At 65.0% G+C, this 25955-nt stretch carries 24 protein-coding genes; 9 read left to right on the top strand and 15 right to left on the bottom strand.

Features of this window, described 5'->3' with window-relative positions:
- Nucleotides 1–57 precede the first annotated feature (57 nt).
- On the top strand, nucleotides 58–1254 hold the full coding sequence (locus tag RO07_RS09245) for a benzoate/H(+) symporter BenE family transporter (protein WP_039410072.1): 1197 nt from the start codon (nucleotides 58–60) through the stop codon (nucleotides 1252–1254).
- A 135-nt stretch (nucleotides 1255–1389) separates the two neighbouring features.
- Nucleotides 1390–1731, top strand: a complete 342-nt coding sequence (locus RO07_RS09240; protein WP_039414858.1) for a DUF2322 family protein — start codon at nucleotides 1390–1392, stop codon at nucleotides 1729–1731.
- Nucleotides 1732–1862: 131 nt separating this feature from the next.
- Here RO07_RS09240 and RO07_RS09235 read toward each other — a convergent pair whose 3' ends face one another.
- The 5 genes from RO07_RS09235 to RO07_RS09215 form a co-directional block, all read right to left on the bottom strand.
- Nucleotides 1863–2705, bottom strand: a complete 843-nt coding sequence (locus RO07_RS09235; protein WP_039410069.1) for a spermine/spermidine synthase domain-containing protein — start codon at nucleotides 2703–2705, stop codon at nucleotides 1863–1865.
- A gap of 92 nt (nucleotides 2706–2797) precedes the next feature.
- Entirely contained in the window at nucleotides 2798–3379 is a 582-nt protein-coding gene (locus RO07_RS09230; protein WP_072637003.1) for a DNA-deoxyinosine glycosylase, read from the bottom strand.
- Between the two features lie 23 nt (nucleotides 3380–3402).
- Nucleotides 3403–3999, bottom strand: coding sequence for a chorismate--pyruvate lyase family protein (locus tag RO07_RS09225; RefSeq protein WP_039410067.1), 597 nt, complete (start codon nucleotides 3997–3999; stop codon nucleotides 3403–3405).
- A gap of 192 nt (nucleotides 4000–4191) precedes the next feature.
- Complete coding sequence (gene htpG, locus RO07_RS09220) at nucleotides 4192–6078, bottom strand: molecular chaperone HtpG (protein ID WP_039410065.1); 1887 nt, start codon at nucleotides 6076–6078, stop codon at nucleotides 4192–4194.
- Between the two features lie 223 nt (nucleotides 6079–6301).
- Nucleotides 6302–7747, bottom strand: coding sequence for an aminotransferase-like domain-containing protein (locus RO07_RS09215; RefSeq protein WP_039410063.1), 1446 nt, complete (start codon nucleotides 7745–7747; stop codon nucleotides 6302–6304).
- 256 nt (nucleotides 7748–8003) lie between these two features.
- Here RO07_RS09215 and RO07_RS26285 point away from each other — a divergent pair, with 256 nt between their 5' ends.
- The 5 genes from RO07_RS26285 (at nucleotide 8004) to RO07_RS09190 (ending at nucleotide 12188) form a co-directional block, all read left to right on the top strand.
- Nucleotides 8004–8366, top strand: a complete 363-nt coding sequence (locus tag RO07_RS26285; RefSeq protein WP_052267153.1) for a DUF2917 domain-containing protein — start codon at nucleotides 8004–8006, stop codon at nucleotides 8364–8366.
- Between the two features lie 219 nt (nucleotides 8367–8585).
- Nucleotides 8586–9272 (top strand): VOC family protein, encoded by a 687-nt coding sequence (locus RO07_RS09205; protein ID WP_039410061.1) that lies wholly within the window; start codon nucleotides 8586–8588, stop codon nucleotides 9270–9272.
- An 81-nt stretch (nucleotides 9273–9353) separates the two neighbouring features.
- Entirely contained in the window at nucleotides 9354–10250 is an 897-nt protein-coding gene (locus RO07_RS09200; protein ID WP_039410058.1) for a DMT family transporter, read from the top strand.
- 140 nt (nucleotides 10251–10390) lie between these two features.
- Nucleotides 10391–11581, top strand: a complete 1191-nt coding sequence (locus RO07_RS09195; protein ID WP_039410055.1) for an aminotransferase-like domain-containing protein — start codon at nucleotides 10391–10393, stop codon at nucleotides 11579–11581.
- 151 nt (nucleotides 11582–11732) lie between these two features.
- Nucleotides 11733–12188, top strand: a complete 456-nt coding sequence (locus RO07_RS09190; RefSeq protein ID WP_039410052.1) for a RidA family protein — start codon at nucleotides 11733–11735, stop codon at nucleotides 12186–12188.
- A 210-nt stretch (nucleotides 12189–12398) separates the two neighbouring features.
- Here RO07_RS09190 and RO07_RS09185 read toward each other — a convergent pair whose 3' ends face one another.
- Nucleotides 12399–13661 carry an MFS transporter gene (locus RO07_RS09185; protein ID WP_039410046.1) on the bottom strand — a complete coding sequence of 421 codons (1263 nt, stop codon included), beginning with the start codon at nucleotides 13659–13661 and terminating at the stop codon, nucleotides 12399–12401.
- A 131-nt stretch (nucleotides 13662–13792) separates the two neighbouring features.
- Here RO07_RS09185 and RO07_RS09180 point away from each other — a divergent pair, with 131 nt between their 5' ends.
- A complete protein-coding gene (locus RO07_RS09180; RefSeq protein WP_039410044.1) occupies nucleotides 13793–14716 on the top strand; it encodes a LysR substrate-binding domain-containing protein in 924 nt (307 codons plus the stop codon).
- Between the two features lie 30 nt (nucleotides 14717–14746).
- Here the strand turns inward: RO07_RS09180 and RO07_RS09175 are convergent, their stop codons facing one another.
- From RO07_RS09175 to RO07_RS09135, 9 genes are all read right to left on the bottom strand, one after another.
- Nucleotides 14747–15199 (bottom strand): CopD family protein, encoded by a 453-nt coding sequence (locus RO07_RS09175; RefSeq protein WP_039410042.1) that lies wholly within the window; start codon nucleotides 15197–15199, stop codon nucleotides 14747–14749.
- A gap of 12 nt (nucleotides 15200–15211) precedes the next feature.
- The gene (parC, locus tag RO07_RS09170) at nucleotides 15212–17548 is read right to left on the bottom strand and encodes a DNA topoisomerase IV subunit A (protein ID WP_039410041.1); all 2337 of its coding nucleotides are present in this window, start codon (nucleotides 17546–17548) and stop codon (nucleotides 15212–15214) included.
- A 204-nt stretch (nucleotides 17549–17752) separates the two neighbouring features.
- Nucleotides 17753–18616, bottom strand: coding sequence for a lytic transglycosylase domain-containing protein (locus RO07_RS09165; RefSeq protein WP_084072835.1), 864 nt, complete (start codon nucleotides 18614–18616; stop codon nucleotides 17753–17755).
- 49 nt (nucleotides 18617–18665) lie between these two features.
- Nucleotides 18666–19085: a DUF4399 domain-containing protein gene (locus RO07_RS09160; protein ID WP_218026539.1), complete on the bottom strand. Its 420-nt coding sequence runs from the start codon at nucleotides 19083–19085 to the stop codon at nucleotides 18666–18668.
- 108 nt (nucleotides 19086–19193) lie between these two features.
- On the bottom strand, nucleotides 19194–21173 hold the full coding sequence (locus RO07_RS09155) for a DNA topoisomerase IV subunit B (protein ID WP_039410039.1): 1980 nt from the start codon (nucleotides 21171–21173) through the stop codon (nucleotides 19194–19196).
- Nucleotides 21174–21458: 285 nt separating this feature from the next.
- On the bottom strand, nucleotides 21459–23390 hold the full coding sequence (locus RO07_RS09150; protein ID WP_039410037.1) for an ATP-binding cassette domain-containing protein: 1932 nt from the start codon (nucleotides 23388–23390) through the stop codon (nucleotides 21459–21461).
- A gap of 91 nt (nucleotides 23391–23481) precedes the next feature.
- The gene (locus RO07_RS09145; RefSeq protein WP_039410035.1) at nucleotides 23482–23955 is read right to left on the bottom strand and encodes a GNAT family N-acetyltransferase; all 474 of its coding nucleotides are present in this window, start codon (nucleotides 23953–23955) and stop codon (nucleotides 23482–23484) included.
- Between the two features lie 113 nt (nucleotides 23956–24068).
- Nucleotides 24069–24302 carry a hypothetical protein gene (locus RO07_RS09140; RefSeq protein WP_039410031.1) on the bottom strand — a complete coding sequence of 78 codons (234 nt, stop codon included), beginning with the start codon at nucleotides 24300–24302 and terminating at the stop codon, nucleotides 24069–24071.
- A gap of 638 nt (nucleotides 24303–24940) precedes the next feature.
- Nucleotides 24941–25456, bottom strand: coding sequence for a hypothetical protein (locus tag RO07_RS09135; protein ID WP_039410028.1), 516 nt, complete (start codon nucleotides 25454–25456; stop codon nucleotides 24941–24943).
- Nucleotides 25457–25613: 157 nt separating this feature from the next.
- Between RO07_RS09135 and RO07_RS09130 the strand changes: the two genes are divergently transcribed.
- Entirely contained in the window at nucleotides 25614–25799 is a 186-nt protein-coding gene (locus tag RO07_RS09130; RefSeq protein ID WP_039410025.1) for a hypothetical protein, read from the top strand.
- Nucleotides 25800–25955 lie beyond the last annotated feature (156 nt).

Raw genomic sequence — 25955 nt, 5'->3', positions numbered from 1 at the left:
TGACGCGCACAATGGCGGCGCACACAACAACAACGCACTTCGAGACACTTTCCTATCATGACGTCCAGTACGACTCCCCTTCCGCCGTTGCGACCGTGGTCGGACACTTCGCCGTCGGCCATCGTCGCCGGTTTCGTGGCGATGATGACCGGCTACACCAGTTCCCTCGTGCTGATGTTCCAGGCCGGTCAGGCGGCACATCTCTCGCCCGCGCAGATCTCGTCATGGATCTGGGCGCTGTCCATCGGCATGGGCGTGACCACCATCGGGCTATCGCTGCGCTACCGCACGCCGGTCGTCGTCGCGTGGTCGACGCCAGGCGCCGCCCTGCTCATCACGTCGCTGCCCGGCGTGCCTTACGGCGAGGCCATCGGCGCCTTCATCGTCTGCAATGCGCTCATCGCGCTGTGCGGTCTGACGGGCGGCTTCGAGACGATCATGCGACGCGTGCCGCCCGCGCTCGCCTCGGCGCTGCTCGCGGGGATTCTGTTTCGCATCGGCCTGGAGATCTTCGTCGCCGCGCAACACCAGACCGCGCTCGTGTTCTCGATGTTCCTCACCTATCTCGTGGTCAAGCGCTTCGCGTCGCGCTACGCGATTCTGCTCGCGCTCATCGTCGGCACGGCGGTGGCGGGCGGGCTCGGCCTGCTCGACTTCAGCCACTTCGACATCGCGCTCGCCAGGCCGGTGTGGACGACGCCGTCGTTCTCGCTCTCGGCCACGGTGAGCATCGCCATCCCGCTGTTCGTGGTGGCGATGGCCTCGCAGAACGTCCCCGGGCTGGCTGTCCTGCGTGCGGACGGCTACAACGTCCCGGCCTCGCCGCTGATTTCCACGACGGGTATCGCGTCGGTGCTGCTCGCCCCGTTCGGCTCGCACGGCATCCATCTCGCGGCGATCACGGCGGCCATCTGCACCGGACGCGAAGCGCACGAAGATCCGGCCAAACGCTACACGGCCGCGGTCTGGTCGGGCGCGTTCTATCTGGTGGCGGGCACGTTCGGCGCCACCATTGCGGCGCTCTTCGCGGCGTTCCCGAAAGCGCTCGTGGTGTCGATCGCCGCGCTTGCGCTGTTCGGCTCGATCATGAACGGGCTGGCCAACGCCATGCACGACACGAAGCAGCGCGAAGCGGCGCTCATCACCTTCATGGTGACGGCCTCGGGTTTCACGCTGCTGTCGATCGGCTCGGCGTTCTGGGGGTTGATCGCCGGCGTGCTGACGCTGGCGATCCTGCAATGGCGCCGCGCATGAACGGACACGTCGGGTACATCGGACGTGCCGGCCGAGACCCGATGAGGCGGCGATCCGCCGCAAGCGAAGTGATACCATTCGGCCCGCAACGTTTTCCGAATTCAACGCAACCGCAGGAGTAGTCTGAACATGGCAGTGATCGAACCGACCCCGGTCTTCAAGGACAACCTGGCCCAGATGGCTGCCATCGGCAGCAGCATCGACGGCATCGCCCGCATCGAACTGCGCGACGGCACGGGCGCCGTCGTGGGGACGATCGAGAACGCCCCGGGCAAGCAAGGTTCGCTCGCCGTGTATCACTACCTCAAGCAAGCCTTCGGCACGCTCGACGCCAAGGCCGCCGAGCACGCCCTGGCCGTCTTCGGCGAGCACACGGCCGATGCACGCAACCGCCCGGGGGTGCACCCGAACGTCGACCGGCTGCTGGCGATCGTCGCCGGCGGCTCCGCGCTCACCATCGACGAAATCGCGGCCTGAGCGCACGCGTCGTCGACATCGCGTCGACACGCGTCACGGGTCAACGCCCAAAGAAAAGCCAGCCTTGCGGCTGGCTTTTTCGTCGCCGACACGGGGGAGGCTTGTGAAGGCCTCTCGCATCATCCGCAACGTCAGATCGTCAGCACCGGCCCACCGTCGCCGTTGGCCGAGCGAAGCTGCTTGACCCAGCGCTTCGCCGGCAAACCCGTCGCGGCTTCCACCACCTTCGCGCGCGCTTCCACGTCCTTCCACGCTACCGACAGCAGCGGACCGTTGAAAGCCAGCGCGATGACGTTGCCATCGTGCACTTCGGGAAACTCGATCACGCGATTGTCGAACGCCTGACGCAGTCGACGGATGTTCTTCGGATAGCTGTCGTGATCGCCGAACAGGTTCATCGTGAGCATCCCCGGCTCGCGCAGCGTGGCGCGGCAGGCCTTGTAGAACGCCGGCGTGTCGTGCACCGGACCGCGGGCGGTTGCGTCGTACAGATCGACCTGCAGCACGTCGACGCTACCGTGATTGGCGGCGTCGGTCACGAAATCCCACGCGTCGGCTTCGATGACCTTCAAGCGGCGCGAATCGTCGGGCAGACCGAACATCGTGCGCGCGGCGACCACCACGGCCGGATTCAACTCAACGGCCGTGACCTGCGTGCGCTCGAATTTCCGATGCGAAAACTTGGTGATCGAACCCGTGCCGAGGCCCAGTTGCACCACGTGCTTCGGCACGTGCATGAACAGCAGCCACGCCATCATCTGTTGCGCGTATTCCAGTTCGATGCGCTCGGGCCTGGACAAACGCATCGCCCCCTGCACCCACTCCGTGCCGAAGTGCAGGTAACGCACGCCACCCAGTTCGGAGAAAGTCACCGGCGCGAAACGCGGCGTGTAGCCGGGACGCGGAGAACGGGCGGCGCGCTCGTCGTTGACGAACGCTTCGGCTTCGATGGATTTGCGTTTGATGAGGGTCATGTGTCCTTCTTTGAAACTCGGGAAATTCCGATGGGTCCGCATTGTACCGGTTCGTGCATGGCAACGGCCGTGCAGGGTCGCAGAGCCAGCGCTCAGGGGGAACGCGGCCCTTCTTCGAGCCAGTCGCGCAACATCAGCCAGGCGTCGCGCTTGGTCGCGTACGGCACCGTGTAGGCCGGGCTGCTCGATGGCAGCAGGACGACCGGCAGCGTCACCGCCGCCTGAGCCAGCGCACGCTGCCCGATGCGCGCCGCCGTGCCGCCGTTGAACGCCACGGCACGCAGCGCGGGCAGCGTTGCGATCAGTCCGGCAAGGTCGCTGCCCGCGTGCAGGCGAATGTTGCTGTCGAGGCTGCCCTGACGCCGTGCTTCGGCCACGACATCCCATAGTCCCACGCCATGAGCACGCAGCACGTCGAGCCGATCCCCATACGGCAGCGTCGGCAACGGCTCGCCGATCACCTCGCCGACCAGATGCCAGAAGCGATTCTGCGGATGCGCATAGTACTGCTGATGCGCGAGCGACACCTCACCTGGCAGACTGCCAAGAATCAGCACGCGTGTGCGGGCGTCCGCAACGGGCGGAAAGTTGCGTTTGAGGTCGGACTCGCCGGAGAGATCGGAAACGTCCGGGACGTCGGAGCGTTTGGCGCGGCGGGAGGCGGGTTTCGGCATGGTGACGTCGATATCGCGGCAATTCAGTCGTCGGTATGCGCGCGTTGCCCGGCCTGCAATCGGCGCCAGAAGCGCGGCAGGAACGCTTCGGTGACGAGCAACGGTGCGCCATGACGCACGAACACCGAGCGGCGCGCCCATAGCCGTGCGCGCGGATTCGCGCCGACGAGCGGGTCGCGCGCGTCGTGCCGCGCCCGGCCATGCAGCAGATGCCGTGGCCCCAGCGGGCTCGACACCAGTACGGAACGCGATACCGCGGGATCGTGATAGAGCAGATCGGCGAGCGGACGCGTGCGCAGTCTGCGCATTGCCTGCCAGACCGAGCGGCTGTATGCGAGAGGCGTCACGCTATGCGCGACGACGACCGGCTCGCCATCGACCAGCAGAATCACGTCGCGAGCCCACATGGGCGTGCGCAGCGGCACGCCGATCGCGCGACACTGGTCGGCGTCGGCCGGCATGACGCGCTCGGCAACGACGCGCACGCTGACCCGCCCGAGCGCGGCCAGGTGACGCGTGAGTGCACCGCCGCGCGTCAACCAGTCCTTGTGATGGCGCGAGAGCACCGGTGACGGGACAGCCTGCCAGCGCCGCCCGCTTACATCGAATCGGAAAGTCATGGCTCGGCATTATAAAGGCGCGGGGTCCCCTTCGCCGGTCACGTCGCCGTCCCACGCCATCGGCACGGTCGTCACCGATTCCACCACAAGGAAAGCGGCTTGCCGCGCGACCGCCCCCTCGATAAAAAGCCCCCGCGCCATGACAGCGCGAGGGCATTCTTCGACCGACGTCGTCCGTCGATGCGACGGCGATCAGTGCGCCGCGAGCAGCAAGGCGTTGGTACGCTTGACGAACGCCGCCGGGTCTTCGAGGCTGCCGCCTTCCGCGAGCAACGCCTGATCGAACAGCAGTTCGGTCCAGTCGGCGATATCGGCGCTCTCGGCATTCAGACGCTTGACCAGCGCATGCTCCGGATTGATTTCGAGAATCGGGCGGAACTCGGGCATCTTCTGACCGGCCGCCTTCATCAGACGCTGGAGCGTTCCGCTCATGTCGTTCTCGTCCGACACCAGGCACGACGGCGAATCGGTCAGACGGAACGTCACACGCACATCCTTGGCCTTGTCGGCGAGCACCGTCTTCATCTTCTCGATGAGCGGCTTTAGCGCTTCGCCGGTCTTCTCCTGCTCGGCCTTCTCCTGCGCATCCTCGAGCGCGCCCAGGTCCAGGTCGCCGCGCGCCACGCTCACGAGCGCCTTGCCGTCGAAGTCGTGCAGATACGAGAGCATCCACTCGTCGACGCGATCGGTGAGCAGCAGCACTTCCACGCCCTTCTTGCGGAAGACCTCGAGATGCGGGCTGTGGCTTGCCGCCACCCAGCTCTCCGCGGTGACGTAGTAGATCTTGTCCTGGCCTTCCTTCATGCGGCTCACGTAGTCGGCCAGCGACACATTCTGTTCGGCCGAATCGGTGTGCGTGCTCGCGAAGCGCAGCAGCTTGGCGATGCGCTCACGATTGGCGTAGTCCTCGCCCGTGCCTTCCTTGAGCACCTGACCGAACGCACTCCAGAACTGCGCATACTTGTCCTTCTGGTTCTCCGCGAGATCTTCGAGCAGGCTCAGCACACGCTTGGCGCAGCCTTCGCGAATGGCCTTCACGTCGCGGCTTTCCTGCAGGATTTCGCGCGAGACGTTGAGCGGCAGATCGGCCGAATCGACAACGCCGCGCACGAAACGCAGGTAGTTCGGCAGCAGTTGCTCGGCGTCGTCCATGATGAATACGCGCTTGACGTATAGCTTCAAGCCACCCCGCGAATTGCGGTCCCAAAGGTCGTACGGGGCGTGACCCGGCACGTACAGCAGTTGCGTATATTCGCTGCGGCCTTCCACGCGGTTGTGCGTCCACGCGAGCGGCGCCTGCGTGTCGTGCGCGATGTGCTGGTAAAACTGGGTGTACTGCTCGTCGGTGATGTCGCTCTTGCTGCGCGTCCAGAGGGCGCTGGCCTGGTTGACGGTCTCGTCGCTCTCGGCCGGCACCATCGCCTTTTTCTCTTCGTCCCAGCGCTCGCCGCGCATGACGATGGGCAGCGAGATGTGATCCGAATACTTGCGGATGATGGACTGGAGCTGCCACGACGACAGCAACTCGTCTTCGCCCTCACGCAGATGCAGCGTGATCGCGGTGCCGCGTGCGGCGCGCTCGATCGTCTCGACCGAGAAGTCGCCCTCGCCCGTCGACGACCAGCGTACGCCTTCTCCGGCCGGCAGACCCGCGCGGCGCGACTCGACCGTCATGCGGTCGGCAACGATGAAGCCCGAGTAGAAGCCCACGCCGAACTGACCGATCAGCGCGGCGTCCTTCTGCTGGTCGCCCGACAGGCGGGAGAAGAATTCCTTGGTACCGGACTTGGCGATCGTGCCGAGATGCGCGATGGCTTCCTCGCGGCTCATGCCGATGCCGTTGTCTTCGATGGTGATGGTGCGCGCGTCCTTGTCGAACGACACGCGAATCTTGAGGTCCGGATCCTGCTCGTACAGCGCGGCGTCGTTGATGGCTTCGAAGCGCAGCTTGTCGGCGGCGTCCGAGGCGTTGGAGATCAGCTCGCGCAGGAAGATTTCCTTGTTGCTGTACAGCGAATGAATCATCAGTTGCAGAAGCTGTTTGACTTCCGCCTGAAAGCTCATGGTTTCTTGCGCCATGGTCGGGAACCCTCGTGAAACGGTGAGTTGAATGGAAATTCGGCTCGAACCGCCCCCCGGGTTGCACTCGCGCGCGCGCCGCCGGGCCGGCGGTACAGACCCGAACATAGGGACGGGCCGCCGGCATTTCAAGGCCGCCGGAAGGGTTATTTTCAGGCGAGATGCACGAAGAACGCGCGACGAAGCGCCGATTCACCGCACGACGCGGGTCCGGCTCAAGCGCTCAGGCGGCCAGCTCGAGCTGCCTGGAGAGGAATGACAACATGGCAGGGTCGCTGGAGCACGCAATGTTCATGCGCATCCACGTACTCGGCGCCTGGCGCGGCGAGAACAGGGCGCCGGGCGCGAACAGGAAGCCGGCTTCGTGCCCGGCCGCCGCGATGGCACTCGTGTCCACCCCTGTGTCGACCCAGAGGAATATGCCGCTGGTCGGGTCGCCGAACATCCGCAGGCCGATACGCTCTAGCTGCCGGCGCGTCCCGTCGCGCACCTCGTCGAGCCGGGTGCGCAAACGCTCCACGTGACGCCGATAATGCCCTTCGGTGAGCGCCTTGTAGACGATCCGCTCGTTGATCTCCGGCGTGGTCGAGCCCGAGAGCATCTTGTGATCGACGAATGTCTTGGCAAGCTGCGGCGAGCAGGCGACGAAGGCCACCCGCAGATTGGCGGCGAGCGTCTTCGAAAAGCTGCCCATGTAGATCACGCGTTTGAGCTGATCGAGGCTGGCCAGACGCGCCACCTGCTGATGCGGCGGACACAGATCGCAGTAGATGTCGTCCTCCAGCACCATGAAGTCGTACTGCTCGGCCAGGCGCAGGATCTGGAACGCGCGCGCCGGCGTCAGCGATGTGTTCGTCGGATTCTGGAGGATGGAGTTGATGATGAGCAGCTTGGGCCGATGCTGCTGCACCAGCCGTTCGAGCGCCTGCATGTCCATGCCTTCCGGCGTGTAGGGCACACCGACGGTGTTCGCCCCTTGCGAAGCGATGCGGCCGAACATCACGAACCATGCGGGATCGCCCACCAGCACCGTGTCACCGGCACGCACGTAGAGTCGCAGCAGGAAATCCACCGCCTGCGTGATGCCCGAGGTGAGCACGATCTGCTCGGGACGTGCGCCGATCTCCAGTTCCGCGAGCTGCGTCTGGAGCTGCACGCGCAGCGGCAGGAAGCCATGCGGATGACCGCTTTGCAGCAGATGCGCGCTCGACTGGCGGCTCATCGAACGCATGGCGGACGTCATCATGTCGGCATCGAGCCAACTGGGCGGCAGATAGCCCATACCGGGGCCGCGCTCCGGCGCGACCGAGTGCAACATGCTGCGCACGAGCCATGCGACGTCGATGGGGCCTTGCGTAATCATCGGCGACGCGGCGTTCTGCGGCGGCATCATCGGCCGCTCGCGCACGTAGAAGCCCGAACCGCGGCGCGCCTCCAGATACCCCTGGGCAACCAGCCGTTCATATGCCTCGACGACCGAGAAGCGCGAGACGCGCTTGTCCTCCGCAAGCGAGCGGATCGATGGCATGCGCATGCCGGGCAGGAACACCCGCTCCTCGATACGCAGACTCGCCCAGTGCACGAGCTGGTCGACGAGCGTCATGCGGGCTGTGTCCAGCGCCGCGTTGTCCGCCAGCGCGAGCGGAGATATGCGGTTGATTGTCGTCATCGTCTTTCCACCTTTTTGCGGCTTGCCGGAAAGCGCCGTCTCATCTGCCCCGGTCGTGCCGGTGCCGACACGGCGCTTCCGCGCATCTGACTGGCGCTCGAAAGAGGAAGTGTCAGCCCCTCGACGCCCATGGGTCGCCACTCTACGCTCCCCAAAATCCCTGTCAATCCCGAACTGTACCGAAAATGATCTCGATATCTGTACCGGTACTGTACCGGAGTTAACCGATAAAGTGTCCTCTCAACTGGAGAACGTCATGCGTGAAATCCGACTCTTCGAACTGGACCGGGAACAGACCGTCCTCTGGCAAGACCGGGCGGCCGAGCGGCCGCAAACGCTGCAGGTGCTGCAAGGCCTGCTGTGGCTGACCGTGGAAGGCGAACACACCGATCACTGGCTGCGCGCGGGCGAGAGCTTCGAGATGCGCGCCGGGCAACGCGTCTGGCTCGGCACCTGGAACGAGGGCGCACGACTGCGGGTGAGCCAGCCGGCGAAGACGATCATGACGACGACCGGCAAGCGCATCGCGCACACGGCGCGCGCAGGTTGGCGGCTCGTGTGGCGCGGCATGGCGGCGCGCATGGCGACCCGCGCGGTGGCGCGTCTGTCGCGCGGCTGAGGTATCGATGCGTCGGCGCGCTGACGATGGCCCGATGGCACAGGACACCGCAGGGGCATGACGGCAAGCATGGCAAGGCGGAGTAAGCTATCGGTTTTTGCCGCGCATCGCGGCGCCGACAGCAGCATAAGCCCAAGGTCCTTGTAACGCCCGCCGCTTCTCTTGCTGTCACGCGCACCTCGCCCGGTCCGCTTCCGAACGCTTCGCCCGAATTTGTATATGACCGCATCTCACGCCCTCAAACTGGACCATCTCGTCGTTGCAGCCCAAACGCTGGAAGCCGGCGAGGCGCACGTCATCGAGCAATTGGGCCTGACCGACGTCGTCCCGCAGCGCGGCGGCAAGCACGCGCGCATGGGCACGCACAACAGCCTGCTGGGACTTTGGGGCGGCACATACCTCGAGATCATCGCGATCGATCCGGACGCCCCGCCGCCCGAGCGGGCGCGCTGGTTCGGACTCGATGACGACGCCGTACAGGCGCGACTCGAACGCGGACCGTATCTGGCGCATTGGGTGGCGCGCGTCGAGCGCCCACGCTCGCTGCCGCGCTGGCAGGCACAGTATCCGCGGCGGCTGGCGCCGGTGATCGCCATGCAACGCGGCGCGCTGACGTGGCAGATCGGCGTACCGGAAGACGGTAGCCTGCCGTCGTGGCAGGGCGCGGGGCAAGGTTTGCTGCCGACGCTGATCCAGTGGGATTCGCCGCAGCACCCGGCCAACGCCCTGCCGAATGCCGATTGCGCCGTCACCGCGTTGCGGGGCTTTCATCCGCAAGCGGCCATGATCAACGAACAACTGCGCTGGCTGGGCGCCGAAGCACTCGTGAGCGTCGAAGCGACGCTGGTCGAGCCGTCGCTCACGGCGGAAATCGCAACCCCTGATGGTCCTCGCACATTGCGATAGGACGACAGGCCCCTGCATCATCGAACGCCCGGCACAACGCATGGCGGGCGGCAAAACCTGCGAAAGACAAGAGGCGACACCATGAATTCGCGCGAATCCCGGGGCATGCTGATCGGACTGATCGGTGTGCTCATCTTCAGTCTGACGTTGCCGATGACGCGCATCGTCGTGGCGGAGGTCAACCCGCTGCTCAACGGACTGGGGCGTGCGCTAGTGGCCGCCGTGTTCGCCGGCGCGCTGCTCTGGTGGCGGCGCGAACCGTGGCCGAACCTGCGTCAGATCAAGAGCCTCGCCATCACGTCGCTGGGGGTGATCGTGGCCTTCCCCGTGTTCTCCGCCTGGGCGATGAAGACGATTCCCGCCTCGCACGGCGCGGTCGTCAACGGTCTGCAACCGTTCTTCGTCGCCATCTACGCCTATTGGCTGGGTGGCGAGCGTCCGTCGCGCGGCTTCTGGGTGTGCGCGCTCGTCGGCAGTGCGCTGGTGATCGCGTTTGCGCTGCGCGCCGGCGGCGGCAGCCTGCATGCGGCCGACGGCCTGATGCTGCTCGCCGTGGTCGTCGGTGCACTGGGCTATGCCGAAGGCGGCAAGCTCGCCCGCGAAATAGGTGGCTGGCAAGTGATCTGCTGGGCGCTCGTGGTTTGCGCGCCGGTGCTGGTGCTGCCGGTCGGCTGGCTCGCATGGCAGCAACCGTGGCCGGTGAGCGGCCGGGCGTGGGGCGCGTTCGCGTATGTCACGCTGTTCTCGCAATTCATCGGTTTCTTCGCCTGGTACGCCGGCCTCGCCATGGGCGGGATCGCTCGCGTCGGGCAGGTACAATTGCTACAGATTTTCTTCACGATTGCGCTGTCCGCCCTCTTCTTCGGCGAACAGGTCGATGCGGTGACGTGGTTGTTCGCCGCCGGCGTCGTCCTGACCATCGCACTCGGCAAGAATATGAAGATCGGCGACTCGCGACTCACGGGCAAACCGGTCTGAAGCCGCGTCTCGGCGCATGCGATCCCTGCGCCGAGACGCGACTGCCCCCCGGCGTTGCGCCAGCCTCCACGCACCCGGCTCCCGCAATGCCAGACACTCGCGGCCGCTCAGAAAGGCCGCACTATCAAAGCGAGACCATCATGCATGAATGGCAATATTCCGAACGTGCCCGCAAACTGACCAGCTCGGCCATTCGCGAAATCCTCAAGGTCACCGAGCGCCCCGAGGTCATCTCGTTCGCGGGCGGCCTGCCCTCTCCTGCGACCTTCCCCGTGACGCAGATGCGCGCCGCGGCCGAGCGCGTGCTGACCGATGCTCCGCAAGCCGCCCTGCAATACAGCGCGACGGAAGGCTTCGCACCGCTGCGCGAATGGGTTGCCCGGCGCTACTCTCGCGACGGCCTCACGCTCGCGCCTGAAAACGTATTGATCACCACCGGTTCGCAACAAGGCCTCGATCTCATCGGCAAGATCTTCATCGACGAAGGCAGCCGCGTGCTCGTGGAAGCACCAAGCTATCTGGGTGCGCTGCAATCGTTCTCGCTGTTCTCGCCGGTCTATGTGCCGGTGCCGACCGACGAACACGGTCTGCTGCCCGAAGCGCTCACGCCCGACCTCGTGAGCGGCGCGCGCTTCCTGTACGCCATGCCGAATTTCCAGAACCCGACCGGACGCCGCCTGCCGATGCCGCGACGCGAGGCGCTCGCCGCACTCGCCAGGCGCGACGGACTCGTGATCATCGAGGACGATCCGTACGGCGAACTCGACTACGAGGGCCAGCGTCTGCCGAGCCTCATGTCGCTCGCGCCCGAGCACGTGCTGTACATGGGATCGTTCTCGAAGGTGCTCGCACCGGGCCTGCGACTCGGCTTCATCATCGCGCCGCCGGCGGTGATCTCGAAACTCGTGCAGGCCAAGCAGGCCGCCGATCTGCACACGCCGAGCCTCACGCAGCGCATCGCGTACGAAGTGGTCAAGGACGGCTTCCTCGACACGCACATCCCGTCGATCCGCACGCTCTACGCCGCACAGGCGCAGGCCATGCTGACGGCGCTGGCGAAACACATGCCGGCAGACGCCACATGGACCGCGCCAGCCGGCGGCATGTTCATCTGGTTGACATTGCCCGCCGGCATCGACACCATGCAGTTGCTGGAAAAAGCGATCGCGCAGAATGTGGCGTTCGTGCCTGGAGCGCCGTTCTATGTCGGCACGCCGCAAACGAATACGCTGCGACTGTCGTTCGTCACGGTGCCGCCCGAGAAGATCGAGGCCGGCGTGAGCCGCCTGGGCGCCCTCATCGCCGAGACGTTGACGCGCCGCGCCGCCTGATACCGGACGCGCCCGCTATCGTCTGATATCGCCTGGTATCGTCAGGCGGAAAACGCGCCGAGCCGTCACGGTTCGGCGCGAATCGCTCCTCCAGTCCCCGTCCGATACCATTGATCGGTCCGATTTCAACGCATCTGCAAGGAAGCCGTACATGTCCGTCTACGACAAACTGAAGCAATTGGGTATCGAACTGCCGAACGCCGGCGCTCCCGCCGCCGCTTACGTGATGAGCGCGCAAACCGGCAACACCGTGTTCCTCTCGGGCCATCTGCCGAAGAAAGACGGCAAGATCTGGACCGGCAAGCTCGGCAAGGATGTCAGCGTGGACGAAGGCAAGGCGGCCGCGCGCGCCACCGCCATCGAGTTGATCGCCACACTGCACGCGCATACGGGCGACCTGAACAAGGTCAAGCGCATCGTCAAGCTGATGAGCCTCGTCAACTCGACGCAGGAGTTCACCGATCAGCATCTGGTGACCAACGGCGCTTCGGAACTGTTCGCGGAAGTGTTCGGCGACGCGGGTAAGCATGCACGCTCCGCTTTCGGCGTGGCACAGATCCCGCTCGGCGCATGCGTCGAGATCGAGCTGATCGCCGAGGTTGCCTGACGCCGGGACGATCGCGGTTCGGCGACGAGGAAAAGTCGATCGACGGCCACGATGAGCGCCGCGAGTGGAACACCGTCGAGCGCCCACTGAACTGCCAAACATATCGCTGCAAAGCCCCCCTCTGAATCCCGCCCCGAACCTAGGATGCGAATCCAATCGCTGGGGTCGGTTCAGAGGGTTCCGGCAAAGCGCCCTCGCGTCATCCTCGCATCAAACAGGCTTGCCGGTCCCGTACGCTCGCCGCATGGCCACCGCCACGGCGAGCGACAGCACGACCGCAACGCCCAGCAGCGCCACCACGCCGTGCCAGCCGTGCGCCTTGAGCATCACGCCCGAGTAGCTGCCGAGCAGGCTCGACCCGAGATAGTAGAAGAAGAGATACAGCGCAGAGGCGATCGCCCGTCCTTCCGTCGCGCGGCGGCCGACCCAACTGCTCGCCACCGTGTGCGCACCAAAGAATCCGAAGGTGAAGATCGCCAGGCCGAGCACCACGCCGAGCACCTGCGACGCCAGCATGGTCACGAGTCCCGCGAGCGCCAGCGCGACCAGCACCCATAGCAAGCGTGCGCGGCCGACGCGGTCCGACAGCGGCCCGGCGATGAACGAGCCGATCACGCCGATGAGATACATGGTGAAGATCGCGCCGATCGCGGCATGCGGCAGATGGAATGGCGGCGCCGACAGATAAAAACCCAGGTAGTTGTAGACGCTCACGAAGCTGCCCATCATGAGTCCGGCGAAGAGATACAAGCCGAGCAGCGCGGGGTCCGCGAGGTGACGGCGCGCATGCCCCACGGCCTCGCGCACGGACATGTGACGCGGCGTGAAGCGGCGCGAATGCGGCAGGCTGCGGGCGAACTCCAGCCCCATCGCCAGACAGACGAGCCCGATCACGGCCACCGAGACCCGCCACGAGAACATATCGGCGACGAAGGCCGCGAGCACACGTCCCGCCATTCCGCCGAGAATATTGCCGCCGATATAGAGCCCCATCGACATGCCGAGCGAGCGCTGATCGATCTCCTCGCTCAGATACGCCATCGCAATGGCCGGCAACCCCGAGAGCGCCAGTCCCTTGAGCGCGCCGAGGATCACGAGCGTCTCGAAGTTCGTCGAGAACGCGCTCGCCAGCGTGAGCACCGATGAACTGAGCAACGCGATCGTCATCATCCGCTTGCGGCTCACACGGTCCGCGGCCACACACGTCACCAGCAAACCAAGCGCCATCATCATCGTGGCGGCCGAGACCGACCAGCTCGCCTGCGCGGGCGTGATACCGAACGTCACGGTGAGCAGCGGCAGCAGCGACTGCATGCAGTACAACTGCGCAAACGTGGAGAAACCGCCGAAGAATAGCGCGCGGCTGATGACCGCATATTCGCGCGTGCCGCGCGCGACGCCGGCCGGAGGCCTGGACGGGGAACCGCCGGCGGGGCCGCCGGCAGGAAGCGAAAGAGAGTTCGTCGACGCCATGATGCTGGCTCGCCTCGCGCGAGCCAAGGATGAAAGGGACACCGCCGATGATAGGTTTGCCGTTACCTTGCGTCCAATATATATTTACTAGACATTTCCATATATAAAATAGATCAATCGAGTCGCGACGTATGGAACTTCGCCATCTCCGCTATTTCGTCACGGTCGCCGAAGAGCTGCATTTCAGCCGCGCCGCACAGAAGCTCAACATCGGGCAGCCGCCCCTGTCGATGCAGATCCGCGCGCTCGAGGAGGAACTCGGCGTGCCGCTGTTCGAACGCTCGCAGCGGCGTGTCTTTCTGACGACGGCGGGACGCGCGTTCCTCGCGCGGGCACGTCAGATCCTTGTGGACGCCGATGCCGCGCGTCAGGAAGTGCAGCAGATCGCCGGGGTGAACGCCGGCGAGTTGCGCATCGCCTTCACGACGTCGGCCCCGATGACCCAGGTCATGAAGCGTGTGCTGACCCGTTACCGGCAGCGATACCCGCGCGTGACGCTGATGCTCAGCGAGTCGCCGTCGGAGCGCCAGCGCGACGCGCTGATCGAGCGCACGCTGGACATCGGCCTGCTGCGGCAGGCGGACGACGCGGCGCCAGTGCCCGGACTGACTTTCGAGACGTTGATGGACGAAGCGCTGGTCGTGGTCCTGCATCAGGGCCACGCGCTGGCGCAACGCGCGAGGGTATCGATCGCCGATCTGGCCGGCGAAGCGTTCATCATGCATCCGCCCGACGTGGGTACGGCGGTGGACGGGAAGATCCGGAAGATGTGCGAGCGCGCGGGCTTCACGCCGCGCGTGGTGCAGGAAGCGCGCGAGTCGACCACGATCGTCGCGCTGGCGGCAAGTGGTCTTGGGGTAGCGATCCTGCCAGCGGCCGTGCGCTGCATTCAGATCGAGGGGGCGTGCTTCATGGACGTCGTCGAGCGCGACGCACACACGCCTTTGCTGCTGGCGAAGCGCCGCGACGACAACAGTCCGCTCGTACAGGCCTTCGTCGCCATGTGCCACGAAGTGGCGGGCCAGCTTCACGAAATGCCTCCGCCCGCGGGCTGACGCATTCCATTCGTGTACCGGCCCTGGACGTCAGCTGCGCAGCGACGCCGCCAGTCCGATCACGACCACGCCGAGCCCGAGGTTGAGAATCACCAGCCGGCGAATGCCGTTGACGGCCGCCGCGCCATCGGGCCACGACTGCGCCTGCACCGCACGCTGCAGGCGCGGAAACAGCGCAAACCGGATATGGCCGAAGACCAGCATCATCACCACGCCGACACCCGCCATCGCATGCACGGGCCAACGGGCATGCGCCCCACCCATGGCCATCATCATGTGACCGCCCGAGAGCAGAATCACCACGATGGCCACGCCGACCCATGTGAAGAAGCGCGTGAACGCAGCCTCCCACAGCGGCAGACGCTGCTGCGGCGAGAGCTCGGACGACGCCGGACGCAGGCACGCCAACGCGAAGAACATCCCGCCGATCCAGACGGCCACGCTCACGAGATGCAGGAACAGGCTCAAGGCATAAACGCTCATGCGTGACTCCCGTCAGGACGCCGAAGGCGCTGCCGGCAGCACCGGCTCGAGCGAACGCGGCTTGAAGGTCGCGAACTTGACGGCCGGCGCACGGCCCTTGCGCGCGCGCTTGCCGATATTCGGCGCGAGCGCGTCGCCCGAGAGCGTTTCGGACTGGATCTTGCCGCCCCGCACCTCACCGTACACCGTCACCCCCGCCTCGCTGATCGGCACGGCCGAGACCAAGGTCTGCTTCGCCTCGAGCCCGATGAGCGTCACGCCACGGCCGCCGCCGGTGAGCGCCTTCATTTCGTCCATGCCGAAGACCAGCAGGCGGCCATCGCTCGACAGACAGGCCACCGCGCTTGCGCTCTGCCAGATCGGCGTGGGCGTGAGCGGCTCGGCGCCGTCGTCGATGGTCATGAACGACTTGCCCGCCTTCACGCGGCTCACCATGTCGCCAAGCTTCGTGGTGAAGCCGAAGCCATTCGACGTCGCCAGCAACAACCCCTGCTCAGCGGACGCCGCGTAGTAATGCAGCAAACGCGAGCCCGACTCGAGCTCGATGAGCGACGTGAGCGGCACACCGTCGCCACGCCCGCCCGGCAGCAGCGCCACGGCCACGGAATACACGCGGCCGTTGCTGCCCCAAGCGATCAACGGATCGACAGTACGGCATTCGAATGCGCCGTACAGGGAATCGCCCTGCTTGAACGAGAAGCCCTGCGCGTCCAGGCCATGCCCCTTGAGCGCGCGTACCCAGCCCTTCGCGGACACGACGACCGTCACCGGCTCGTCCACGACCTTCGCCTCGGCCACGGCACGCTTCTCTTCCTGAATCAACGTGCGGCGCTCGTCGCCGAACTGCTTCGCGTCGGCTTCGATTTCCTTGATGATCAGGCGCTTCATCGCGCTGTCGTTGGCCAGCAGGTCTTCGAGCTTCGCCTTCTCGTCGCGCAACGCGGCGAGCTCCTGTTCGATCTTGATCGATTCGAGCCGCGCCAACTGGCGCAGCCGGATTTCCAGAATATCCTCCGCCTGACGCTCGCTCAGGTTGAACGAACTCATCAACGCGGCCTTCGGTTCGTCGGACTCGCGAATGATGCGGATGACTTCGTCGATATTCAGGAAGACGATCATCCGGCCTTCGAGAATATGAATGCGATCGTCGACCTTGCCCAGACGGTGCTGCGAACGACGTGTAACCGTCTCGAAGCGGAAGCCGATCCATTCCGTGATGATCTCGCGCAGCGACTTCTGACCCGGACGGCCATCGGCCCCGACCATCACCAGGTTCACCGATGCGCTCGACTCCAGACTCGTATGCGCGAGCAGCATCGTGATGAACTCCTGCTGGTCGATGCGGCTCGACTTCGGCTCGAACACCAGGCGCACCGGCGCGTCCTTGCCCGACTCGTCGCGGACCGCATCGAGCATGGCAAGCACCGATTGCTTGAGGTTCTGCTGCTCGGGCGTGAGCGACTTCTTGCCGAGCTTGACCTTCGGGTTGGTGATTTCCTCGATCTCCTCGAGCACCTTCTGACCCGACGTGTTCGGCGGCAGCTCGTACACCACCGCCTGCCACTGGCCGCGCGCCATCTCCTCGATCTTCCAGCGCGCACGCACCTTCAGGCTGCCGCGCCCGGACTCGTATGCCGCGCGAATTTCCGCGGCGCTCGAAATCAACTGGCCGCCCCCCGGGAAATCGGGGCCGTGCACGTGCGTCATCAGCTCGGCATCGTCGAGCTTCGGATTGCGGATCAGCGCCACGGCCGCCGAAGCGACTTCCCGCAGGTTGTGCGACGGGATTTCCGTCGCCAGCCCGACCGCGATCCCCGACGCGCCGTTAAGCAGCACGAACGGCAGACGGGCCGGCAGCAGGCGCGGCTCTTCAGTCGAACCATCGTAGTTCGGCACGAAGTCCACCGTACCGGCGTCGATTTCGTCGAGCAGCAGCTTCGCAATGGGGGTGAGGCGCGCTTCCGTGTAACGCATGGCCGCCGCGCCGTCGCCGTCGCGCGAGCCGAAGTTGCCCTGACCGTCGATGAGCGGATAGCGCATCGAGAAGTCCTGCGCGAGACGCACCAGCGCGTCGTACGCGGACTGGTCACCGTGCGGGTGGAACTTGCCGAGCACGTCGCCGACCACACGCGCCGACTTCACCGGCTTGGCGTCGGCCCCGAGGCCCATTTCGTTCATCGCGAACAGAATGCGGCGCTGCACCGGCTTCTGGCCGTCGCAGACGTCCGGCAAGGCGCGGCCTTTGACCACGCTGATTGCGTAGTCCAGATAAGCGCGCTCGGCATAGGCGCCGAGCGTCAGCGTGTCGTCATCCGACGGTTGCGTAAAGAGATCTTCTACTTGTTCCATAAAACCTGTGGGTTTGCTGCGAACGTTTGACGAATGTTCGGTTGGACGTCGACGGCGAGATCATACCAAGCTCGCCGGTACAAATCGGCAAAAACGCGTCCAAATGACGAAGCGAGGGTGTGATTTCAGCGTGATGGAAGCGGAAATCGCCCGGATTCCGCCGACATTACGGAAAAATCCGAGCCGCGCGGGCACGGGCGGGCCTCAATCGGTCGTGGGTGCGGAGGAAAGCGCCTGTGTGGGCGCCGAGCCGGGAGCCGACGCGTTCGGCATGTTAGCAGGCACGACCGGCAAACCCGAGGGCGCACTCAGAATCACGTGAATGCGACCGTGAGAACCGCTGACACGCGCGTTGCCGTTCGTGCGGATGGCGCGAGCGCCGGCCACGACGTCCGGCGCGTCGGGATTGAAACGCCGATAGAGTTCGAGCACGGCCGCCACGTAGGCGCGCGTTTCCGCATAGGGCGGGACCTGGTCCGCGTGCCTCGCCACGGCGCCCTCCCCGGCGTTATACGACGCCAGGACGAGTTCGAGCCGATCGGGATACCGGGCCTGCAGATCGCGCAGATAACGGGCACCGGTCAGCACGTTGGTGCGCGGATCGGTGAGTTTGTCGGCAACCGAGCGCTTCGCATCGGCGCGCACGCCGTAACGCTCGCCCGTGGCGGGCAGCACCTGCATCAGACCGACGGCCCCCTTGGGCGACACCGCCTCGCTGTCGAAGCCAGACTCCGCCGCAATCACCGCCTTGAGCAAGGCGGCATCCACCTGAAAGCGCTGCGCCGCCTGTGCGATCACGGGGGCGAGCTTGCGCAGGTTCGGGTGACGCGCGAGCGCGTCGTAGAGACGTGAGCGGTCGGTGCCGCTCACCACGCCGCCCTGTGCGACGCGCGGGTCGGCGTTGCCGCCGCTCACCACGAGCCGGTAGCGAGCGTCGAGCTTGCGCGCGGCCAGGTGGGCGACGCCGTTCTCGTCGACGTAGCCGTAGAGTTCTGCGTGCGCAAGGGGCGTCGCGACAAGCAGCAAGGCTGCCAGCGCGGCCCCTGCGATCCGCTGCACGAGCGGCAGCGAGAACATTCGGCGGATCGCCCTGTCGCAATCCGCCGTCGGACCAGCGTTATTGTTGACCTTTGACATGCACCTTGATCGTCTGACTCATGGCCGGACCGTACGACTGGTGCGCACCGTTGGCGAACTGCATCGTCAACGTGTGATCGCCCGGCGTCAGGTTGACGCTCGTCTCGGTCTGGCCTTTGCCGAAATGCAGGTGAGTATCGTCCGTCGGAACCACCTGCCCTGCGGAAATCGGGGCGCCGTCGACAATCAGATGATGATGACCGGTATTGGACGTCATGTCGCCCGCCGGTTTGATCTCCATGCCCTCGACGCCGAACTTGACCACTACCGGGTTCGTGACCGTCGCGCCATTGGCCGGCGAGACGAAGAAGACGCGCGGCTGGGCCGATTGTGCCAAGGCGGTAGCGCTTGCTCCGGCAAGCAGCAGCGGCACGAAAATACAACGCATAGAACGCAACATAACGCGACTCCCGGTAGGGTGAAGGTTGGATTATCCCACTATGTGAGCGCTCACGCTGATCTGCCCATGCGTGAGACGCCCGCCGTTACACTGATGTCCGGCCTCGGCTCAGACGTCGACTTCCACTTCATTGCCCTTGGCCTCGAGCCAACTGCGACGCTGCGCCGCCTCGCCCTTGCCCATGAGCATGTTCATGCGCGCCACCGTGGCGTCGAAATCGAGCCCGCCAAGCGCCACCGGGCTCAGGCGACGCGTGTCCGGGTTCATCGTGGTTTCCCACAACTGCTCGGCACTCATTTCGCCCAGCCCCTTGAAGCGGCTGATCGACCATGCGGTCTCGCGCACGCCGTCCTTGCGCAGCTTGTCGAGAATGGCTTCGAGCTCGCCTTCGTCCAGCGCATAGAGTTTCTGCGCCGGCTTCTTGCCGCGCGCCGGGGCGTCCACGCGGAACAGCGGCGGACGCGCGACGAACACGTGCCCCGTCGCGATCAGCTGCGGGAAGTGACGGAAGAAGAGCGTGAGCAGCAGCACCTGGATGTGCGAGCCGTCGACGTCGGCATCCGACAGGATACAGATCTTGCCGTAACGCAGATTCGACAGGTCCGGCGTGTCGTTCGGGCCGTGCGGATCGACGCCGATCGCCACCGCGATGTCGTGCACTTCATTGTTTGCGAAGAGCCTGTCGCGCTCGGTCTCCCACGTATTGAGCACCTTGCCGCGCAACGGAAGAATCGCCTGGAACTCCTTGTCACGCCCCATCTTCGCCGAGCCGCCCGCAGAATCGCCCTCGACCAGGAACAGCTCGTTGCGCGTGATGTCCTCGGTCTCGCAATCGGTCAGCTTGCCGGGCAGCACCGCCACGCCGGAGCTCTTCTTCTTCTCGATCTTCTGACCGGCGCGCGTGCGCGCCTGCGCCTGACGAATCACGAGCTCGGCCAGCTTCTTGCCGTGCTCGACATGATGATTGAGCCACAACTCCAGCGCCGGGCGCGTGAACGACGAGACGAGACGCACGGCGTCGCGGCTGTTCAGGCGCTCCTTGATCTGCCCCTGGAACTGCGGATCGAGCACCTTCGCCGAGAGCACGAACGACACGCGCGAGAAGACGTCTTCCGGCAACAGCTTCACCCCCTTGGGCTGGAGGTTGTGCAACTCGATGAAGCCCCGCACGGCCTGGAAAAGACCTTCGCGCAAGCCCGACTCGTGAGTGCCGCCGGCCGGCGTCGGAATCAGATTGACGTACGATTCGCGCACCTGCGCGCCATCCTCCGTCCAGGCCACCACCCAGGCCGCCCCCTCGCCTTCGGCGAAACTGTCTTCATTGCCGTCGGCGAAGCGCTCGCCTTCGAACAGCGGAATGAGCGGCTCCGCACCGCCCAACGCCTCCATGAGATAGCCGCGCAGGCCTTGCTCATAGAACCACGATTGCTCTTCGCCGTTCTTCTCCTGGCGCAGCGTGACGCGCACACCGGGCAACAACACCGCCTTCGAGCGCAGCAGCCGCTGCAGTTCGCCGAGCGGCAGCGTGGGGCTGTCGAAGTACTTTGCATCGGGCCAGACGGTGACACGCGTGCCGCTCTTCTTCTCACCGCGCTGCGCGGCGCGCGAGTGCAGCGCCACGCTGACGTTGCCGCCATCGGCGAATTCGAGTTCGGAGACCTGGCCGTCGCGCCACACAGTCACCGCCAGGCGTGTCGCCAGCGCATTCGTGACCGACACGCCCACGCCGTGCAGACCGCCGGAGAAGGTATAGGCGCCACCGGCGGCCTTGTCGAACTTGCCGCCCGCGTGCAGGCGCGTGAACACGATCTCGACGACCGGCACGCCTTCTTCGGGGTGAATGCCAACGGGAATGCCGCGGCCGTCGTCCTCAACGCTCACCGAGCCGTCCTTGTTGAGGGTGACGAGAATCTGCTTGCCGTAACCGCCCAGCGCTTCGTCCGAGGCGTTGTCGATGACTTCCTGAATGATGTGCAGCGGATTTTCGGTGCGGGTGTACATGCCCGGGCGCTGCTTGACCGGTTCAAGGCCCTTGAGGACCTTGATGGAAGCTTCACTGTATTGGGCAGGCGTGTTTTTTTTCGACATAGCGTGACTGAATTGGGGTGCGGCGCCCGCCGATTATCCACAAATCCTGTGGACAACCACGGGGAAAACCCATTAACACATGACAAAAGTGACGCCGGATCAACAACTTGCATTTCGGCGCCCACATAATGAGCACGCCGAGTGCGCCCGGTATCCGGCGCAGACGGCCCGGATTCGGGACGCGCCCGATGAATCGCGGCCTATTGTACTGTCACTCGCGACGCACATCGTGCAACGTCGCCAACAGCAAAATGCGATGCGGCCGGATTCCCCGGCCGCCCATCGCTACGCGCTCTCGCCGCGCTGCTTGGTTTCGAGCACTTCCCAGCGTTCGAGCGCTTCGAGCAATTCCAGTTCGATCGCCTCGAAACGTTCGGATAATGCTGCCCCTGCAGCCGGATCTTTCACAAAGATCGAGCCGTCCTCGAGTTTCGCGGCGGCGTCTTTCTGTTCCGCTTCGAGTGCGGCGATACGCTCCGGCAGGCCATCGAGTTCGCGTTGCTCCTTGTAGCTGAGCTTCACGGTCCGATTGGCGCTGCGCTTGGGCGCACTCGGCGCATCCTTCGCCGCGTCCTCGGCCGGCGCGCGCTGCGCGGCAAGCGCTTCGGCACGTTCGCTCTGCACCTGCCAGTCGGTGAAACCGCCCACGTACTCGCGCCAGTTGCCGTCGCCCTCCGCGGCGATGACCGACGTCACGACGTTGTCGAGGAACGTGCGGTCGTGGCTCACGAGGAATACGGTGCCGCTGTATTCCTCGAGCAGTTCTTCGAGCAGTTCCAGCGTGGGGATATCGAGATCGTTGGTCGGTTCGTCGAGCACGAGCACGTTGGCCGGGCGCGCGAACAGGCGGGCGAGCAGCAGACGGTTGCGCTCGCCGCCGGAGAGCGACTTCACCGGCGAGCGGGCGCGCTCGGGCGAGAACAGGAAGTCGCCGAGGTAGCTCATGACGTGCTTGCGCGTGCCGTTGATCTCGATCCAGTCGCTGCCCGGACTAATGGTGTCGAGCAGGCTCTTTTCGGGATCGAGCTGGGCGCGCATCTGATCGAAATACGCCACCTGCAGGTTCGTGCCGACGCGAATCTGACCGCTGTCCGGCGTGATCTCTCCGAGGATGAGCTTGAGCAGGGTCGTCTTGCCCACACCGTTCGGCCCGACGAGTCCGACCTTGTCGCCACGCATGAGGGTCGCCGAAAAATCGCGCACGATGGTGCGCCCATCGTATGCCTTCGTCACGTTCGTGAGTTCGGCGACGATCTTGCCGGACTTCTCGGCCTGCGCCACGTCCATACGGACATTGCCCTGAATCTCGCGGCGCTCGGCGCGCTCGTTGCGCATTGTCTTGAGCCGCTCGATGCGCGACACGCTGCGCGTGCGCCGGGCTTCGACCCCCTTGCGGATCCACACCTCTTCCTGCGCGAGCAGCTTGTCGAATTTCTCGTTCTCCACGCGCTCGACTTCGAGCTGCGCGGCCTTGCGCTCCTGGTACTGCGTGAAGTTGCCCGGATAGGAGAGCAGACGTCCGCGATCGAGTTCGACGATGCGGGTAGCCACGCGATCGAGGAAGCTGCGGTCGTGCGTGATGAAGAGCAGCGCGCCGCGATAGCCGATCAACAGTTCCTCCAGCCAACGGATGGCATCGAAATCGAGGTGGTTGGTCGGCTCGTCGAGCAGCAGCACGTCGGGGCGCGCGACCCACGCCTGTGCGAGCGAGACGCGCTTCTGCATCCCGCCCGAGAGCGCGCCGACGCGCGCATGCGCATCGAGGCCCAGTTGCGCGATGGTCGTCTCCACACGGGTCTTGAGTTGCCATGCGTCGGCGGCGTCGAGCGACGATTGCAACGTGTTCAAACGAGCGAGCAGCGCATCGTGCTCGGCGCCCTCCGGCGCCTCCGCCAGCGCGGCGGCCGTGCGGTCGTAGTCGGTAAGCAGGTCGTGCCATTCGCCGAGTCCGAGCGAGACGATGTCGAACACGCTCTTCTCGTCGTCGAATTCCGGTTCCTGCGGCACATACACGGTGTGCAGCCCCGCCTGACGCGCAACGAGTCCGTCGTCGGGCGAGGTCAACCCCGCCACGATCTTGAGCAGCGACGACTTGCCGGCGCCGTTGCGCCCGATCAATCCGACGCGCTCACCCACTTCGAGCGAAAAATCGGCATTGTCGAGCAATGCCACGTGACCGAACGCCAATTGGGCGCCCGTGATGGAATACAAGGCCATGTGTCGGGAAACGCGAGAACGGCAAAGGAAGATATTGTAGTGCCGGGCACGAAAGCCCGGGCGGTACTGCGGTACGGCTGTGCTGCCGCGCTCAGGCGGCCGAGTTCATCGCCGCACGCACCATCTCGACGTGGAGGATGCCGTCTTCGTCATACGGCTCGCTGGCCTTGACGAAGCCGAAGGCGCCGTAGAACGCTTCGAGATGGGCTTGTGCGCCGATGCGCAGCGGGGCGTCGGGCCATTGCACTTCGGCAATCGCGACGGCACGGGCGAGCAGTTCGCGCCCCAGGCCCGTGCCGCGGTGCGATGCCGCCGTGATGACGCGCCCGATCGACGCCTCGTCGTAAGCAAGCCCCGGCGGCAACAGACGCAGATACGCGGCAATCTGCGGCTGACCCGCTTCGTCGCGCACTTGTGCGACGAGGTGCAGGCTGTGGAGATCGCGTCCGTCGATGTCCTGATACGGGCATTGCTGCTCGACCACGAAGACGGCGTTGCGCGCCGACAGAATGCGGTAAAGCAAGGCACTGCCCAACTCATCGAACGACTTGCACATCCATTCCATTACCGACTCTCCAGCCTTGCACGACATGCGTTGTGAAAGGCGGGACTATAGCACCGTCGCGAAGCGACGATGCCAGCATCACGCACTGGGAATGAATGGCAGGGGAGACTGGCTTACTGGTAATAGACGATGCCCTGCTCGATATCCGCACGGGCGTTGCGCTCGGCGTCGTCGAGGGCGTTGCCTTGCGTGGCGAAGCCGTAGGCCGTCTGCACCTGATAGACGCCGACCTTTTCCATGCCTTGGCTGGTCGGACGATGGATTTCGTAAAAAGCGTCCCAACGGGCGTTGTCGCGCTCGACGGCGCGCACGCTGTACTGGAATTCCTGATATTGCGTTGTTTTCATTTTGTATTCCTTCTTACTGCAAAAATATGACTGATAACTATCCCTCTCGAATCGGCTTACGGTGATGAGAGTGCAAATCTGCACAAATGTTTCCGTGAAGTGCACGCAGCGTATCGACCCAATATGACAGACGCGCGACATTTGCGTGACTGACATGCGGCAGACCGGACTGGCGAACATGACATGCGGCGCGTGGCCTCATGCACACCGGCACCACGCAATGCGCAGGCAAGCGGTTCCGTACGACTTCCTGTTTCGGGGAATGGCGGCAAGCCGGCCCTTCGGGCACGGCGGCAGGAACGTCGAAATGCAAGCGTTCGGCGTAAATTCGCGCCGAAGCGTTCCTGGCCTTACTGGGCGGCATGTGGCGGCTCACACCGCGCGACACATCTCTGTAGTGTTAATCGTGTCGCACACTGGCCATCGTTGGACGGAGAGCATCGCTGTCCGGCGTTTTTCATGCCACGGGAACCGCGTTCATTCCATCCCGAAGTTGACGGGTAGATAAACGCAGTTGGCGAATCATAACAGAAAACGCGGACGAGTGCACCAAAAGGCGGCAACCCCGCCCCACCGCAGGCCGAACGGCCCGCCCGTCTTACCCGCCCCGGCCGGGGTCGGTGCCTGCCCCGGGGGAATTACGGCATGGCGCTGCGATCGTCGATCTTGGCCAGGATCCAGTACATGTAGCCGGCGAACGCCCCGAAGATCGCGTGTCCCGCCACCATGACCCAGGTGCGCGACTCGACGAACCACGGGAACAGTTGCGTCATCACGTGGAAGTTGACCGCGTAGACCACGAGGCCGAACACGGCGCCGGCGATCGACACCGTGACGACGTCCGAATCGAGGCGGAACGGCGCGATGATCGCCCCGAGGACCACGCCCAGTACGACGCCGATCGCCGCATGAACCATGAGCGCCATGGCCACGATGGACACGTCGAACGTGGCCGGCTGCGACAGAATGCCGGGCCCCAGCACGATGGCTGCGACCATGCGCGGCGGCACCCACGGGCTCTGGCCGGTGACCAGCAGCACCATAAGCATTTCCACGGCGGAGAAGAAAGCGCAGGCGACGAAGCCGGCGACGGCGGCCGCCGCCCAGTCGGGCGAACGGTGCGTGAAGCGATGCGACTGGAGGTGCAGTTCCATGATGTCCTCCCTGAAGGGTCACTCACAGAGCCACCGGCAGGACCGGCAGTGTTTTCAGGATAGAACAATCCAGCGCCGGCGATGGCCGATAGTCTGGCGATATCTGGCTATACTTGGCGTCAACCCGCCGCCGGCGGGATTCGAGGGGAGATATCGTATGTTCAGCGGATTTCTCGGCTTGCTCATCGGCATTGTGCTCGTTGGTATTCCCATCTGGCGGATCCTGACACGCCTCGGCCTCTCGCCGTGGCTCACCGTGCTGGCCTTCATCCCGATCGTCAACATCATTTCCCTCTGGCTGCTCTCTTACGCCAACTGGCCGAGTCAGCGCGGTTCCGAATAAGCGCTCGACGCCGCGGGCCGGCGCGCCGGATCCAATCGGTTCGCCGGTTCGTTGGTTCCTGGCGGCCCATGCCCTGTTCGAGGGGCATCGGCCGCTTCAGCGTCACCCCATCGACCGATCGGAGGCGACGACGACCTCATCAGACAGTCGTCATCG

The sequence above is a fragment of the Pandoraea pulmonicola genome, from assembly GCF_000815105.2.
In the GTDB taxonomy this organism is placed as follows: domain Bacteria; phylum Pseudomonadota; class Gammaproteobacteria; order Burkholderiales; family Burkholderiaceae; genus Pandoraea; species Pandoraea pulmonicola.
The sequence above is the reverse complement of the archived record's forward strand: the minus strand, read 5'-3'. Positions and strand labels throughout refer to the sequence as shown.

What these genes read in the sequence shown, in the direction of transcription:
- RO07_RS09245 (WP_039410072.1), top strand. Translation starts at nt 58, where the DNA reads ATGACGTCCAGTACGACTCCCCTTCCGCCGTTGCGACCGTGGTCGGAC.
- RO07_RS09235 (WP_039410069.1), bottom strand. Translation starts at nt 2,705, where the DNA reads ATGACCCTCATCAAACGCAAATCCATCGAAGCCGAAGCGTTCGTCAAC.
- RO07_RS09230 (WP_072637003.1), bottom strand. Translation starts at nt 3,379, where the DNA reads ATGCCGAAACCCGCCTCCCGCCGCGCCAAACGCTCCGACGTCCCGGAC.
- RO07_RS09225 (WP_039410067.1), bottom strand. Translation starts at nt 3,999, where the DNA reads ATGACTTTCCGATTCGATGTAAGCGGGCGGCGCTGGCAGGCTGTCCCG.
- htpG (WP_039410065.1), bottom strand. Translation starts at nt 6,078, where the DNA reads ATGGCGCAAGAAACCATGAGCTTTCAGGCGGAAGTCAAACAGCTTCTG.
- RO07_RS09215 (WP_039410063.1), bottom strand. Translation starts at nt 7,747, where the DNA reads ATGACGACAATCAACCGCATATCTCCGCTCGCGCTGGCGGACAACGCG.
- RO07_RS26285 (WP_052267153.1), top strand. Translation starts at nt 8,004, where the DNA reads ATGCGTGAAATCCGACTCTTCGAACTGGACCGGGAACAGACCGTCCTC.
- RO07_RS09205 (WP_039410061.1), top strand. Translation starts at nt 8,586, where the DNA reads ATGACCGCATCTCACGCCCTCAAACTGGACCATCTCGTCGTTGCAGCC.
- RO07_RS09200 (WP_039410058.1), top strand. Translation starts at nt 9,354, where the DNA reads ATGAATTCGCGCGAATCCCGGGGCATGCTGATCGGACTGATCGGTGTG.
- RO07_RS09195 (WP_039410055.1), top strand. Translation starts at nt 10,391, where the DNA reads ATGCATGAATGGCAATATTCCGAACGTGCCCGCAAACTGACCAGCTCG.
- RO07_RS09190 (WP_039410052.1), top strand. Translation starts at nt 11,733, where the DNA reads ATGTCCGTCTACGACAAACTGAAGCAATTGGGTATCGAACTGCCGAAC.
- RO07_RS09185 (WP_039410046.1), bottom strand. Translation starts at nt 13,661, where the DNA reads ATGGCGTCGACGAACTCTCTTTCGCTTCCTGCCGGCGGCCCCGCCGGC.
- RO07_RS09180 (WP_039410044.1), top strand. Translation starts at nt 13,793, where the DNA reads ATGGAACTTCGCCATCTCCGCTATTTCGTCACGGTCGCCGAAGAGCTG.
- RO07_RS09175 (WP_039410042.1), bottom strand. Translation starts at nt 15,199, where the DNA reads ATGAGCGTTTATGCCTTGAGCCTGTTCCTGCATCTCGTGAGCGTGGCC.
- parC (WP_039410041.1), bottom strand. Translation starts at nt 17,548, where the DNA reads ATGGAACAAGTAGAAGATCTCTTTACGCAACCGTCGGATGACGACACG.
- RO07_RS09160 (WP_218026539.1), bottom strand. Translation starts at nt 19,085, where the DNA reads ATGTTGCGTTCTATGCGTTGTATTTTCGTGCCGCTGCTGCTTGCCGGA.
- RO07_RS09155 (WP_039410039.1), bottom strand. Translation starts at nt 21,173, where the DNA reads ATGTCGAAAAAAAACACGCCTGCCCAATACAGTGAAGCTTCCATCAAG.
- RO07_RS09150 (WP_039410037.1), bottom strand. Translation starts at nt 23,390, where the DNA reads ATGGCCTTGTATTCCATCACGGGCGCCCAATTGGCGTTCGGTCACGTG.
- RO07_RS09145 (WP_039410035.1), bottom strand. Translation starts at nt 23,955, where the DNA reads ATGGAATGGATGTGCAAGTCGTTCGATGAGTTGGGCAGTGCCTTGCTT.
- RO07_RS09140 (WP_039410031.1), bottom strand. Translation starts at nt 24,302, where the DNA reads ATGAAAACAACGCAATATCAGGAATTCCAGTACAGCGTGCGCGCCGTC.
- RO07_RS09135 (WP_039410028.1), bottom strand. Translation starts at nt 25,456, where the DNA reads ATGGAACTGCACCTCCAGTCGCATCGCTTCACGCACCGTTCGCCCGAC.
- RO07_RS09130 (WP_039410025.1), top strand. Translation starts at nt 25,614, where the DNA reads ATGTTCAGCGGATTTCTCGGCTTGCTCATCGGCATTGTGCTCGTTGGT.